The organism is Synechococcus sp. N5 (assembly GCF_900473925.1).
In the GTDB taxonomy this organism is placed as follows: Bacteria; Cyanobacteriota; Cyanobacteriia; order PCC-6307; family Cyanobiaceae; genus Parasynechococcus.
Genome location: NZ_UCNI01000006.1, coordinates 83,165 through 96,287, shown reverse-complemented (window position 1 = coordinate 96,287; position 13,123 = coordinate 83,165). Strand labels below are relative to the sequence as shown.

The window sequence follows — 13,123 nt, the reverse complement described above, 5'->3', positions numbered from 1 at the left end:
GTTAGGCAGCAACGTCGTCGCAGCGTTGTTGCATCAAAAAGCCCCCTGGAAAGAGACCAGAGGGCTTTTATTTCGTAAGTGGCTTCCGATCAAGCGGAACCAACACCGGTGTAGGAGCCATAAAAGAACAGACCCACAACGAACAAAACAGCCATGCCACCTGCAGTGGCCACAAGCCAGAGGGGAAGAACGCCTTCGGTCCAGCGGCTTCTCCAGGGCACAGCCGGTGTGCCATCAGGATTGCGATCGGGAATACGACCGTCGGGATATGGGGATTTTTTTCCGCTCATCGAATAATCCTCAGTTGAAGAAGTAACTGGACATGAGCACCCCGGTCACGAAGACAAACAGCAGACCCAGGTACAGGCTGGTGCGGTTGAGTTCAACCGGCAGATTGTTGGGATTGGGATTGCGTTCCATGGTTTAGATCAGCGGCGGATGAACTGCATCGCGGCGAGGGCGCCAAGGAAAAACACCGTCGGGATACCGAGGGTGTGCAATGCAAGCCAACGCACCGTGAAAATTGGATAGTTGCGTGGCGTTGTGGCGACAGGAGGAGCTTGAGTCATGGCTTATTTCAAACGGATGTCGAGTTCAGATTTGCCCTCGTAGCGCTGGCTCACCACGGGTGCTTTGCTTTCCGAGGCCTGGAAGTATGCATCGGGTCGAGGTGTTCCGAAGGCGTCATAGGCCAGGCCGGTGGACACGAACAGGAAGCCTGCCAAAAAGATGGAAGGAAGTGTCACGGCGTGGATCACCCAGTAACGGATGCTCGTGATGATTTCGAAGAACGGACGTTCTCCTGTTGAGCCGGCGGCCATGGCGTTGGGCGTATCAGGAAAATGATCTTAGGAGGTGGTTCTGGTGAGTCGGGGCTGAGGAAGAGCCTCAGTTACACAGCGTTGCCGACCCAGCGGAGCAGATTGCCCCGCTCACCCAGCACAAAGGCGTGCTCTCCGTCGAACACCATGCGGGTGAAGTTGCTGGGTTGACGGTCTCCCACGGGGTCGTTCTCCCAGCTGTCGCCTCCGTCCCGGCTTACCAGCAGGGTGCCGTTGCCACCGCCGGCCCAGATGGCGCCGTCGTCATCCCAGGCCAGATCCATGTAGCCATAGCCATTGGTGATCGGGATGATGGCTTTGCTCCAGCTGTCGAAGTTGCCTGGCTCATCGTTGAGGCGAATCTGTGCCCCGCGGGCCACCATCCAGAGATTGCCGTCGGGCTGGAAGCCGATGCTCTGCAGCCGCTGGCTACTCACCCGTTGGTGAACCTGCCAGACGGAATCACCCGGTTCCCATGTGGCGTAGAAGTTGCCGAGGCCGCTCACGCTCACGTAGCTGCCGTCCTTGCTGCGACGAAGATCCCGGACCGCACCCGCCGCATCCGTCACCTTGGCTTCCCAGCTGTTGCCGTCGTTGTGGGTCTCGTAGACCGCACCCACGTTGGTTGCCAACTCTGCGGAATGGCTGCCCAGGGCAGTGATCAGATAGGGCTCGCCGGGCAGTTTGGTGTCGAGGAACAGGCGAGTCCAGTTCTGGCCACCGTCGTCGCTGTGCATCAGCAGACCTGGCTGTCCTGCGATCCAGCCTTCATCGCCATCGAAATCGATGCTGATCAGGCGGAAGTTCTCCTCGTCGGGTAAGTCCAGGCTGCGCTCATTCCAATGGGCGCCCCCGTCGTTGGTTTCCCGGATCATCCGGTTGCTGCCCACCAGATAGCCGTGGCGGCTGTCGGTGAAGGCCACATCCAGGGGGTTGGCCTGGGTGTCGAGATCCTCGGCCTGCCAGGGGCTCGTGCTGGCCGTGGGCACGTGGGTGGTGACGCAGCCGCTGAGGCTGACCCCAAGCACCAGCACCAGCAGGAGCTGGCTTAAAGAGTTCAAAAGACGTTTCATGGCTGGGCCTCAGCGCAGGGAATAAAGGGACAGGAAAAAGGCGAAGCCGAGGGCAAGGCTGCCGAAGATCAGAACATTCTTCTGCCCGGGCGTCATCCGGTTCACCCCAAGGCCGAAATCGAGGTTCTCGTCGAAACCACTGGCTTTCGCCCGCGGGCCGATATCGCGGAAGGCGGCCACTTTGCTGCGGCAGACGGGGCAGCGGAAAGCCAGCGCGTCGAGATCCTCGAAGGCTGTGCCGGGTTCAATCCCAACTTTCTTGACCCCTTCGTCGGGGTCATAGACGTAGCCGCAGCTGCGACATTCGAAACGGTGGGTCCGTGGGTCACTCTCCGGAGCGGTTTCAACCGCTGGTTCCACCGCTTCGGTGGCTTCGACCGGCTGGACGGACTGTTGTTCGTCGCTCACCGCTGTGTTGCTGGGCCAAGCGACTCTATCGACGACAACTCCAGGCGGTGAATGCCAGACTGGCCCGGTCTACGGGGACCTCCATGTTTGCCCTGCCCGGCTACGACGCCTTTCTGGGGTTTCTGCTGATTGCGGCTGCAGTGCCGGCCCTGGCGCTGATCACCAACAAATTGGTGGCGCCGAAAAGCCGTGCCGGTGAGCGCCAGCTCACCTATGAATCCGGCATGGAGCCCATTGGTGGGGCTTGGATTCAATTCAATATCCGCTACTACATGTTTGCGCTGGTCTTCGTCATCTTCGATGTCGAGACCGTGTTCCTTTATCCCTGGGCTGTGGCGTTCAACCGTCTCGGCTTGTTGGCCTTCATTGAGGCCTTGATCTTCATCGCCATCCTGCTGGTGGCTTTGGCCTACGCCTGGCGCAAAGGCGCCCTTGAGTGGAGCTAGTCATGCCTGAGAACACATCCCCCTCTATTGCTGCTGTTCGCGATCTGCGCGAAGCCAGCTGCGGTCCGATTGGTGCCCCAACGGTCACCAACGATCTCAGCGAGAATGTCATCCTCACCAGTCTGGATGACCTGCACAACTGGGCTCGCTTGAGCAGTCTCTGGCCTCTTCTTTATGGAACAGCCTGCTGCTTCATTGAATTTGCCGCGCTGCTCGGATCTCGTTTCGATTTTGACCGCTTCGGTCTGGTACCCCGCAGTTCCCCGCGTCAGGCCGACCTTTTAATCGTGGCCGGCACGGTCACCATGAAAATGGCGCCCGCCCTGGTGCGGCTGTATGAGCAGATGCCCGAGCCGAAGTACGTGATCGCCATGGGTGCCTGCACCATCACCGGCGGCATGTTCAGCGCTGATTCCACCACCGCAGTGCGCAGCGTCGACAAGTTAATTCCGGTGGATCTTTATCTGCCCGGCTGTCCGCCCCGCCCGGAAGCCATCTTTGATGCCGTGATCAAGCTGCGCAAGAAAGTTGGGGATGAGTCGCTGGCGGAGCGGCGTAAGCATCAGCAGACCCACCGCTACATGATGGTCTCCCACCAGATGAAGCGTGTTGAACCTGTGGTGACCGGTTCTTACCTTCGGGCCGAATCTCAGAAGGCTGCCCTGGCTGCAGCGCCGGCAGGGCAGACCCTGGCTACCGATGCCGCCGTGCTTACCCCTGCTGCTGAACCTGTCGAGTCATGAGCGAAACCCCTTCCAAGAAGACAGCCGCCTCGGATGACGCGGGTGCGGTTCTTGCTCCCGAGCCTGGTCCGGTGAGCCAATGGCTGAACAAACAAGGCTTTGATCACAACAGCCTCGAGCCTGATCATCTCGGTGTTGAGCAGATCGGTGTTGAAGCTGACGTTCTCCCGATGATTGCTGCGGCGCTCAAGAGCAACGGTTTCGACTACCTCCAGTGCCAAGGGGGCTACGACGAAGGCCCCGGAGAGCAACTGGTTTGCTTCTATCACCTGCTGGCGATGGCGGAACAGGTGGAGGCCATGGCGGCAGATCCCTCAGCCAAGCTGCGGGAAGTGAGGATCAAGGTCTTTCTTAATCGAGAAGGCACCCCCTCGCTGCCGTCGATCTATGGTCTGTTCCGCGGCGCCGATTGGCAGGAGCGTGAAACCTTCGACATGTACGGCATTCAATTCGAGGGGCATCCGCATCCCAAACGCTTGTTGATGCCGGAGGACTGGAAGGGATGGCCGCTGCGCAAGGACTACGTCCAGCCCGATTTTTATGAAATGCAGGACGCCTATTGATCGCGTTCGCGTCGATGGGTTCGGTAGAAGCGCATTACCGCAAGGGCAAGTCTGCGGGAATCGTGGCGCAGTGTTGCAGTCGGTCGTACTCCCTGCAGTGGAGCCTGAGTGACGTCGTAGCCGTCTGAGCGGAGCCCTTCCGCATCACAACGCACGGGATCAGCGCCGCGGCTTTGGTAATAGCGAACCAGATCAGACTCGGGCAGATCGTCTTGGGCCAGGACGGCATTGAACAGTCTGGGCTCAATGCCGAGAGTGGCGAGCTGTGCCTCGATCGCTCGGATGTGTCCTCGCACATCCAGGCCATCGGTCTCGCCTGGTTGTGTCATCAGGTTGCAGATGTAGAGCATGGGGGCCTTGCTGCGTTTGATGGCGCCCACCAGTTCCGGCACCAGCAAATTGGGGAGCAGGGATGTGTAGAGGCTCCCCGGTCCGAGCACGATCAGGTCGGCATTGGCGATCGCTTCGAGAGCCCGGGGCAGGGCCGGTGGTCGTTCAGGACTGCAGCCCAGGCGAACAATGGGGCTGGGGGCGTGGCCGATGTTGCTCTCGCCTTCGATCCGTTGGCCGTTTTCAAGTTCGGCCCAGAGCTGCACATCCACGTTGGTGGCGGGCACCACCTGACCTTGCACCGCCAGCACACGACTTGATGCGGTGATGGCGGTTTCCAGATTGCCCGTAATCGCTGAGAGGGCAGAGAGAAAAAGATTGCCGAAGCTGTGCCCCTCCAGACCGCTCCCGGCCGCAAAGCGGTATTGGAACAGGCGGGTGAGCAGTGGCTCTTCGGTGGAAAGGGCTGCCAGACAATTGCGGATGTCACCTGGGGGCAGCACCCCCAGTTCCCGCCGGAGCACCCCACTGCTTCCGCCGTCGTCAGCGACGGTGACGATGGCGGTGATGCGGCTGCTGTATCGCTTCAGACCGCTCAGCAGGGTCGATAAGCCTGTCCCTCCGCCGATGGCCACGATGTTGGGCCCCCGGTTCAAGCGGCTTTTGGCCCGCAGGGCATCCACCAGAACGGTGTCCTTGTCAGGGGCGAGAGCCTGCTGAATCGAGCCGAAGCTGCGGCTCTGTCCCCATAGCAAAAGACCGCTGCCGATTAGCAGCACCAGGGGTCCGGTGATCTCGCGGGGCAGCACGGTGGTGATGGTGCTCAGCAGCCAGCTGAGGGTTTCCAGGATCCAGTAGATCGGCTTCAGATCGGCCCAGACGGCGGCCCCCAGCAGTGCCGTCAACAGGCCCAGGCCGGAGGTGAGCAGCCAGCGCTTCACCACCAAGCCAGGCTGCAGCCAGCGAACCGCCCGTTGGGAGCGGGTCATCAGATCCCGTCGCCGCTGATTGCGCATCATCCGGGCTTGGCGTTTGCTTGTCGGAGGCTTCAGCGCCAAGGAACGGCTTGATGAGCATGTTCACCGAACTGTACGGAGCTTGTGGAAAGGCGGCAGGATGGCTGTGTTTTTGGCCCAGACCGTGCCGCAGTCTCAACCCGTCGTGGAGATGCGGGACCTCACGATGCAGTGGGGACCTCGGCCTGTTCTGGATCGGGTCAACTTGACCTTGCGTGCCGGGGAGCGGTTGGCCGTGGTGGGCCCATCCGGGGCCGGAAAGTCCACGGTGCTGCGTCTTCTGGCTGGTTTGCAGCTGCCTACCGGTGGTGAGCTGCGCCTGTTCAATCAGCCGCAGACCTACCTGCGGCTGGACCAGACCGATCCGCCGGATGTGCGGCTGGTGTTTCAAAATCCCGCTCTGTTGGCATCGCTCACGGTTGAGGAAAACGTTGGCTTTCTCTTGCGCGAACGCACGCAGCTGTCGCGGCAAGAGATTCGTGACCGTGTGCATGCCTGCCTGGAGGCGGTGGGGCTCTATGACGTGGCCCACCTCTATGCCGGTGAATTGAGTGGTGGCATGCAGAAGCGGGTGAGCTTTGCCCGTGCCCTGATTGATGATCCTCAGCGGGGGAATCAGTCGATGCCCCTGTTGTTGTACGACGAGCCCACTGCAGGGCTTGATCCCGTGGCTTGTACGCGGATCGAAGATTTGATTGTCAAAACCACCACCGTGGCCCAGGGATGTTCCGTGGTGGTGAGTCATGTGCGCAGCACGATCGAACGCTCTGCGGAACGGGTGTTGATGCTCTACGACGGACAGTTCCGGTGGGAAGGGTCGGTGGAGGCGTTTCGCACCACAGAGAACCCCTATGTCGTCCAGTTCAGGACGGGTAGCCTGCGCGGACCGATGCAACCGGCGGAGCACTGACCACCATGCGACGCAGCGTTCGTGATGCCATCGTCGGATTTACCTTGATCGGCGGCATCATTGGATTCTCCTCCACCGCCTTCTGGCTTCGCGGGGTTCGTTTGGGATCAAGCCATTGGACGCTGACCGCCCGTTTTAACGATGCGGCAGGTTTGGCCGAGCGTTCTCCGGTCACCTATCGGGGCATCGTGGTGGGTTCAGTGCGCTCGATTGCGGTGACGCCCGAAGCGGTGGTGGCTGAGCTCGAAATCAACAAAGCTGATCTGCGCCTGCCGCTGCCCGTGACCGCCACGGTGGGCTCGGCTTCCTTGTTGGGAGGGAGCGCCCGGGTGGCCTTGGTCAGCCGTGGAGCTCCGCTTCCGCCGGATGCACCCGTCCCTCAAGCGCCTGGCTGTCAGCCAACGCTCCAGCTCTGCAACGGTGGAATTGTTGTGGGGCAAGAGATCCCCAGCCTTTCCACCGTGACTGCAACCATGCAGGAGCTGTTGGCACAGGTTCAGGACGAGCGGGTGATTCCCAATGTGGCGGCCTCGCTTGAGCAGATTGAGGCCTCCACGAAGGAATTCGAGGCGTTGACGGTGCAATTGCAGGATGAATTGGCCAAGGCCGCGCCTGTGATTCGCAATCTGGAGGTGGCCACGGCACATCTGAACAACATTGCCGCGTCCCTCGATAATCCCCAGACCCTGAGTGACCTCAAGCAGACGGCCGCCAATGCCGCCCAGCTCATGGCCACGATCGATGCCGTGGGTGGCGATGTGGTTCAACTCACCAGTGATCCTGAGTTCATGAAGGGTGTTCGCAATCTCACCATCGGCTTGGGGGAATTGTTTGGCGAAATCTTTCCAGCGCAAATTTCTCAATAGGCACCATATTGGGTCGATATTGGTGTGATTTCGGCCCGATATCGTGCGTTTTAGATGTTGCTGATGGCGTTCATCGCAACCGCTGCAATCGCCTGATCGCTGGCCTTGGGCAGCTGCACGTATTTGCCGCCTGCGGCTTCAGCCAGGTCTCTGCCCATGCCGCTGCCGATGAACTTGCGCTCGGTGTCGATCACCAGCAGCTTGATCCCGAGCATGCGGTAGCGGGTGGCGACGTCCAGCACTTCTTGTTTGAGGTCGGGTTTCTCTTCGCCTTCAAGTTCGGGCTGACCGAGAGAGGTGCTTAGGGGCACGTTGCCGCGACCGTCGGTGATGGCCACCACCACAACCTGGCCCAGATCACCCGTGGCCAAGGCATTGGCGCCGACTCGGGCCGCCTGGGTGAGGCCATGGGCCAGGGGTGAACCACCGCCACAGGGCATTGATTCCAGCCGGCGGCGGGCCGCCGTTATCGAGCGGGTGGGAGGGAGCAGCACTTCGGCTTGATCGCCACGGAAGGGGATCAGGGCCACTTCGTCGCGGTTTTCGTAGGCCTCGGTGAGCAGGCGGATCACGGCACCCTTGGCGCTTTGCATCCGGTTCAGGGCCATTGAGCCGCTGGCGTCCACCAGGAACACCACCAGGGCGCCGGCCTTGCGCTGCAGCAGCTTGGCCCTCAGATCGCCCTCCTCCACGATCACCGAGCGGCCTGGTTCCCGTTCGCGGCGAATCTTTTGGTAAGGCGCCGCTGCTCTCAGGGTGGCGTCCACGGCGATCCGGCGCACCGGTCCGCGGGGCAGCATCGGTTTCACATAGCGGCCGCGGCTGTCGCTGAGAACCACAGACCGGCTGCCGCTGTTGCCGCTTTTCGCCTTCGCGGCATTGAACAGCAGCAGATCAGGGTCCACCTCGATCGCTTCGGGATCGAGCATGAACTCCTCGGGTACCGCCGGTGGAGCCTGATCCTCCTCGCCGTCACTCTCGTCATCGTCGCTGGTGTCGTCATCGCTGTTGTCCTCCGGAGGGTCGTTCTCCTCCTCGTCGGATCCCTCCGGCGGCGGCGGATTCTCCTGTTGCTGATCGCCCTGGTCCTGGGGCTGTTCGGGGGGCGGCGGTGGCGGTTCCTGGTCCTCCGGCGGCGGTGGTTCCATCTGCTGGTCCGGTGGTGGCATCTGGGACGCTCGCGGAGCGATCACCAGGGCCACGGCCACCTGGAGGTCGTCAGCTTCCACCTGATCCCGTCCGCTGAGGGCGGCATGGGCCTTGGCCACCCGCACCGCGTAGAGCTCGGAGCGGTGCCCTTCAACGCCGCCGCGGATGGCTTCGGTCACGAGGTATTCGATTTGCTCGCCGCTGATCTGAACATCCGGGAGCCACTGGCGGGCCAGCAACAGCTGGGTTGCCAGCGCATCGGTTTCCTCGCTCCATTTCTCAGCAAAGCTGCGGCTGCATTGGCCATGGCTGATTACTGCGTTGGTGATCTCCACCCGCTGCTCGGTGCTCACCAACTGGTTGGCGGAGAGCGCAATCGCGAAGCGATCAAGCAGGTGATCACGAACGTTGCCCTCCTCCGGGTTGTACGTGGCGATCAGCAGCGGCCGGCAGGGGTGGCTGAGGCTGAGCCCCTCTCGCTCCACACGGTTCTCGCCGCTGCCCACCGCCGCCAGCATCAGGTTGACGATGCCGTCATCCAGAAGATTGAGCTCGTCGACGTAAAGCACGCCGCGGTGGGCGTCTGCCAGCAGACCCGGCTGAAAGACGGCGCTGCCGCTGGATAGGGAGGCAGCGACATCCACAGCGCCCACCAGGCGGTCTTCGGTGATGCCGAGGGGGATCTGCACGAAGGGGGCGGGAATCACCGTGGAGGGTGCTTCGCCTGTGATCCGTTCACGGGTGGCGTCGTCCCATTCATCCGGGTTCTGGGGATCGAGATTGCGGCCCACACCTCCTTCGGCATCGAGGATGTCGATCGGGGGCAGCAGGGCATGCAGGCCCCGCGCCAAGACAGATTTGCCGGTGCCGCGTCCCCCCGCGATCACCACACCGCCCAACCCAGGGTCCACGGCCGCCAGCAGAAGGGCCAACTTCAACGTCCCATGGCCCGTGATCGCTGCCAGCGGAAAGGCACGGGTGGCCTGGTCGTCCTTCACCGCTACTCCGGTTGCCACCATGGACGCGTTTAGCCCGTTCGTGCGCGCCAGTCTCGCTGATGCCCTCCATCGATGACGCTTCTGTTGCGGTGGCGCTAGGGGCGAACCAGCCCAGTGGGGTGGGATCGCCGCGCGAGACGTTGGTGGCGGTGCGGCCTTTGCTGGAGGATTTGCTCAGGGTCTGGTCTGCTCAGGAGCTGGTTTACCGCTGGTCATCCCTGCACGACACCCCCCCCGTTGGTGGTCCCCCCGACCAGCCCCGTTACTGCAATGCCGTGATGCTGGTGGAGGGGCTGCAGGCCCCGCCGAGCGTGGCCGCCGCCCTGGAACTGTTGGATGCCTTACAGGGTTTGGAACAGCAGTTCGGCCGAAACCGATCGCAGGAACAGCGCTGGGGCCCGCGCAGCCTCGATCTGGATCTGCTGTTCTGGGGAGAACTGCGGCTGGATCATCCTGACCTGATGCTTCCCCACCCGCGGATGCACCTGCGCAGCTTTGTGCTGGCGCCGTTGCTGGAAGCGATGCAGGGCACTTACCCGCCATGCTGGTGAGACTTCTCGCCTGATCCCATGGCGCCACTGCCCGCCCCGGAGCCCTTTGAGCTGCTGGACACCGTTGAGGTGGTGGACGCTCGCAAGCTCCGTTTCGAGCGCAACCGGATCAAGCTGCCGATGGGTGTCGAGGCCACCTTCGGGATGATCCGCCACCCCGGCGCTTCCTTGGCGGTGCCGATCACGAATGACGGCCAGGTGGTGCTTCTGCGTCAGTACCGCTTTGCGGTTCAGGCCCGCCTGCTCGAATTCCCTGCCGGCACGCTTGAAGATGGCGAAGACCCCCTGGAATCGATGCAGCGGGAGCTGGGGGAGGAAGCCGGCTACAGCGCTGCGCAGTGGGATGTGCTGGGGCCGATGCTCCCCTGCCCTGGTTATTCCGATGAAGTGATCCATTGCTTCCTTGCCCGGGAGCTCATGCCCCTGGAGAACCCGCCAGCCGGCGATGACGACGAAGATCTGGAGGTTGTGCTGATGAGCCCAGCTCAGCTGGATGCAGCGTTGGCCTCGGGCGATGAATGGCTCGATGGCAAAAGTGTGACCGCCTGGTTCCGTGCCAAGCAGCTTCTCGGCCTCTGATGACCAGCTCTCGCGTTCTGTTCTGGCACCGCCGCGACCTGCGCTTGGCGGACAACCTGGGTTTGGTGGCTGCTACGGACATCAGTCCGGCGGTGACGGGGGTGTACGTGCTCGACCCGCAGCTGATCAACCCGCCGGATCATCTGCCGCCGATGGCGCCGGCCCGGCTGTGGTTTCTGATCGAGAGCCTGGTGGAACTGCAGCAGCGCTGGCGGGAGGCCGGCAGCCGATTGCTGGTCGTCAAGGGAGATCCGGTGGCGGTGTTGCCGCAGCTGGCGCAGCAGATCGGTGCTGAGGCTGTGGTGTGGAACCGCGATGTGGAGCCCTATGCCCGTGAGCGGGACCGCCAGGTGGCCAAAAAACTGCAGGCCGATGGCCGCAAAGTGGTGGTGGATTGGGATCAGCTGCTGATCGCTCCAGAGCTGCTCAAGACCGGTGGTGGTGATCCATACCGCGTCTATGGCCCGTTCCTGCGCAACTGGCGCGGCCAGGTGCTGGCCAAGCAACCCAGCACCGTTGCCGCCCCCACCGGGTTGGTGGATCTCGATCCTGCACAGCTGCCGGCCGGTGAGTCCCTGGAGGCTCTGCGGGAGAGTCATGGTTTCAAGGGCGCTGAGATCTGCCCCTGCCGCCCTGGAGAAGCGGCGGCGCTGGCCCAACTCAACAGCTTCTGTGATGGGCCCTTGCTCGGCTATGAGCCTGACCGCAATTTCCCCGGTACCGCAGGCACCTCCACCCTCAGTGCTGCCCTGAGCCTCGGCACCCTCAGCCCTCGCCAGGCCTGGTGTGCGGCCCAGGACTCCCGTGAGCAAGCCCGCAGCGAGGAGCATTTGCAGGCCATCGCCGTGTGGGAGCAGGAGCTGGGCTGGCGCGAGTTTTACCAGCAGGCTCTGTTTCATTTTCCGGAACTGGCCGATGGCCCCTACCGCGAGCAGTGGCGCCGCTTCCCCTGGGAGAACAACGAGGACTGGTTCGACTTCTGGAAGGAGGGGCAGACCGGCATGCCGATCATCGATGCCGCCATGCGCCAGCTCAACCAAACCGGCTGGATGCACAACCGCTGCCGCATGATCGTGGCCTCCTATCTGGTCAAAGACCTGATCTGCGACTGGCGCTGGGGCGAGCGCGCCTTCATGGAACTGGAGGTGGACGGTGACCTGGCCGCCAACAACGGTGGCTGGCAGTGGAGCGCCAGCAGTGGCATGGATCCCAAGCCCCTGCGCATCTTCAACCCCGCCACCCAGGCCTCCAAATTCGATTCAGCCGGCGATTACATCCGCCAGTGGGTGCCGGAACTGCGCCATGTGAACACCAAGGATTTGCTCAGCGGTGAGATCGGAGCTCTCGAGAGACGCGATTACCCCGAGCCTCTCGTGAATCACAAAACCCAGCAGGCCAGGTTCAAGGCGCTTTACGCCACAATCCGGTCCTGATCACGGTCGTCGCCGCGGCGGAATTCAGCTGGTGCGTTGGATCCCAGCAACTGGCGCACGGTGTCGATCACTGCCTGTTGCTGGTCGACAGTTAGCTCCGGGAAGATCGGCAGGCTCAGCACCTGGCTGCAGAGCTGTTCCGTCACCGGTAAGGAGCCCTGTTGCAAGCCCAGATGGGCGTAGGCCGGCTGTCTGTGGATTGGAATGGGGTAGTAGATGATTGTGCTCACCCCACGCTCCTGCAGGGTCTGCTTGACCCAGTCGCGGCAGCAGCTTTCGGGGATGCCGTGGCGTGCACTGGTGTTGGAGGGGGCGCAGCTGGCGTTGCAGAGCGGCTGGCCGCTGGGGCAACTGCCGATGCGCACCACGAATTGGTTCCAGCTGTGGCCGTCGTCGGCTGTCGGCAGGGTGAGGCCGTTTAGATCGCCAAGGGCATCCCGGTAACTCTCGGCAATGCTGGTGCGTTTGCTGATCCACCGCTTGAGCTTCGGCAGCTTCACGTTCAGCACCGCGGCCTGGATCGCATCCAGTCGGCTGTTGTAGCCAAGGCTGGTGTGGAGGTAGCGCTTGGGCATGCCGTGCACGGCCAGCTCACGCATGGCCTGGGCTAGGTGGGCATCGCTGGTGGTAATCGCACCGCCGTCTCCCGCTGCACCGAGGTTCTTGGTGGGGAAGAAGCTGAAGCAGCCTGCATCGCCGAAGCTGCCCACCGCCTGGCCCTGCCAGCGGGCTCCCGTCGCCTGGGCGCAGTCTTCGATCACCTTCAGCTGATGGCGTTCGGCAATGGCCATCAGCCGGGTCATGTTCACTGCACGCCCGAACAGGTGCACCGGCATCAGGGCCCTGGTGGCGGGGGTGATCGCGGCTTCGATCTGATCAAAATCGATCAGGTAGGTGCTGGGGTCGACATCCACGAACACCGGCGTGGCGCCGACGGCGCTGATGGCCTCAGCTGTAGCGAAAAAACTGAACGAGCAGGTGATCACCTCATCGCCTGCACCGATCCCCAGGCCGCGTAGGGCGAGGATCAACGCATCGGTGCCGCTGTTGCAGCCCACGGCGTGCTTGCAGCCAACGCTGGCGGCAAAGGCCTCTTCGAAGCGTTTGATTTGCGGTCCACCGATGTACTGGCCGCTGCGCAACACCTCGAGCACCGCCTCTTCGAGGTCTACACCAAGATCGTCGATCTGCTGGCTGAGGCTGAAGGGAGGAACCTGCATAAAGCAAAGCTTAAGTG

At 62.4% G+C, this 13,123-nt stretch carries 17 protein-coding genes; 8 read left to right on the top strand and 9 right to left on the bottom strand.

Annotated features, from left to right (window positions below; genetic code table 11):
- Window positions 1–89: 89 nt before the first annotated feature.
- The 6 genes from DXY03_RS05925 to DXY03_RS05900 all read right to left on the bottom strand — a co-directional run bounded on the left by DXY03_RS05925 (window position 90) and on the right by DXY03_RS05900 (window position 2,302).
- The gene (locus DXY03_RS05925) at window positions 90–290 is read right to left on the bottom strand and encodes a photosystem II reaction center protein J (RefSeq protein ID WP_011363231.1); all 201 of its coding nucleotides are present in this window, start codon (window positions 288–290) and stop codon (window positions 90–92) included.
- 10 nt (window positions 291–300) lie between these two features.
- Entirely contained in the window at window positions 301–420 is a 120-nt protein-coding gene (locus tag DXY03_RS05920; protein ID WP_006852026.1) for a photosystem II reaction center protein L, read from the bottom strand.
- Window positions 421–428: 8 nt separating this feature from the next.
- Window positions 429–569, bottom strand: coding sequence for a cytochrome b559 subunit beta (psbF, locus tag DXY03_RS05915; protein ID WP_006851435.1), 141 nt, complete (start codon window positions 567–569; stop codon window positions 429–431).
- A gap of 3 nt (window positions 570–572) precedes the next feature.
- Complete coding sequence (gene psbE, locus DXY03_RS05910; RefSeq protein ID WP_006850675.1) at window positions 573–821, bottom strand: cytochrome b559 subunit alpha; 249 nt, start codon at window positions 819–821, stop codon at window positions 573–575.
- Between the two features lie 71 nt (window positions 822–892).
- Window positions 893–1,894: a photosynthesis system II assembly factor Ycf48 gene (locus tag DXY03_RS05905; protein WP_115009598.1), complete on the bottom strand. Its 1,002-nt coding sequence runs from the start codon at window positions 1,892–1,894 to the stop codon at window positions 893–895.
- Between the two features lie 9 nt (window positions 1,895–1,903).
- Complete coding sequence (locus DXY03_RS05900; RefSeq protein WP_115009597.1) at window positions 1,904–2,302, bottom strand: rubredoxin; 399 nt, start codon at window positions 2,300–2,302, stop codon at window positions 1,904–1,906.
- Window positions 2,303–2,385: 83 nt separating this feature from the next.
- Between DXY03_RS05900 and DXY03_RS05895 the strand changes: the two genes are divergently transcribed.
- Genes DXY03_RS05895 through DXY03_RS05885 form a run of 3 tightly spaced genes read left to right on the top strand, consistent with a single transcriptional unit; the run spans window position 2,386 to window position 4,054 of the window.
- Window positions 2,386–2,748 (top strand): NAD(P)H-quinone oxidoreductase subunit 3, encoded by a 363-nt coding sequence (locus DXY03_RS05895; RefSeq protein WP_038551549.1) that lies wholly within the window; start codon window positions 2,386–2,388, stop codon window positions 2,746–2,748.
- A gap of 2 nt (window positions 2,749–2,750) precedes the next feature.
- The gene (gene nuoB, locus DXY03_RS05890) at window positions 2,751–3,491 is read left to right on the top strand and encodes an NADH-quinone oxidoreductase subunit NuoB (protein ID WP_115009596.1); all 741 of its coding nucleotides are present in this window, start codon (window positions 2,751–2,753) and stop codon (window positions 3,489–3,491) included.
- Window positions 3,488–4,054 carry an NAD(P)H-quinone oxidoreductase subunit J gene (locus tag DXY03_RS05885; protein ID WP_115009595.1) on the top strand — a complete coding sequence of 189 codons (567 nt, stop codon included), beginning with the start codon at window positions 3,488–3,490 and terminating at the stop codon, window positions 4,052–4,054. The genes nuoB and DXY03_RS05885 overlap by 4 nt, the downstream gene beginning before the upstream one ends.
- On the opposite strand, the gene yvcK is transcribed toward DXY03_RS05885, so the two are convergent.
- Entirely contained in the window at window positions 4,048–5,403 is a 1,356-nt protein-coding gene (yvcK, locus tag DXY03_RS05880) for a gluconeogenesis factor YvcK family protein (protein WP_115009962.1), read from the bottom strand. The genes DXY03_RS05885 and yvcK overlap by 7 nt on opposite strands.
- Before the next feature lie 148 nt (window positions 5,404–5,551).
- On the opposite strand from yvcK, the gene DXY03_RS05875 reads away from it, so the two are divergent.
- Window positions 5,552–6,310, top strand: coding sequence for an ABC transporter ATP-binding protein (locus DXY03_RS05875; protein ID WP_170952010.1), 759 nt, complete (start codon window positions 5,552–5,554; stop codon window positions 6,308–6,310).
- A 5-nt stretch (window positions 6,311–6,315) separates the two neighbouring features.
- Window positions 6,316–7,176, top strand: coding sequence for an MlaD family protein (locus DXY03_RS05870; protein WP_115009593.1), 861 nt, complete (start codon window positions 6,316–6,318; stop codon window positions 7,174–7,176).
- Between the two features lie 50 nt (window positions 7,177–7,226).
- On the opposite strand, the gene DXY03_RS05865 is transcribed toward DXY03_RS05870, so the two are convergent.
- Entirely contained in the window at window positions 7,227–9,344 is a 2,118-nt protein-coding gene (locus tag DXY03_RS05865) for a putative cobaltochelatase (protein ID WP_115009592.1), read from the bottom strand.
- Window positions 9,345–9,382: 38 nt separating this feature from the next.
- On the opposite strand from DXY03_RS05865, the gene folK reads away from it, so the two are divergent.
- From folK to DXY03_RS05850, 3 genes are read left to right on the top strand one after another with little or no spacing between them, the layout of a single operon-like run.
- Window positions 9,383–9,874: a 2-amino-4-hydroxy-6-hydroxymethyldihydropteridine diphosphokinase gene (gene folK / locus DXY03_RS05860; protein WP_115009591.1), complete on the top strand. Its 492-nt coding sequence runs from the start codon at window positions 9,383–9,385 to the stop codon at window positions 9,872–9,874.
- Window positions 9,875–9,892: 18 nt separating this feature from the next.
- Window positions 9,893–10,453 (top strand): NUDIX hydrolase, encoded by a 561-nt coding sequence (locus DXY03_RS05855; protein ID WP_115009590.1) that lies wholly within the window; start codon window positions 9,893–9,895, stop codon window positions 10,451–10,453.
- Complete coding sequence (locus DXY03_RS05850) at window positions 10,453–11,886, top strand: FAD-binding domain-containing protein (protein WP_115009589.1); 1,434 nt, start codon at window positions 10,453–10,455, stop codon at window positions 11,884–11,886. The genes DXY03_RS05855 and DXY03_RS05850 overlap by 1 nt, the downstream gene beginning before the upstream one ends.
- Here DXY03_RS05850 and DXY03_RS05845 read toward each other — a convergent pair.
- Window positions 11,865–13,106 carry a DegT/DnrJ/EryC1/StrS aminotransferase family protein gene (locus DXY03_RS05845; RefSeq protein WP_115009588.1) on the bottom strand — a complete coding sequence of 414 codons (1,242 nt, stop codon included), beginning with the start codon at window positions 13,104–13,106 and terminating at the stop codon, window positions 11,865–11,867. The two genes, DXY03_RS05850 and DXY03_RS05845, sit on opposite strands and share 22 nt — an antisense overlap.
- Between the last annotated feature and the right edge of the window lie 17 nt (window positions 13,107–13,123).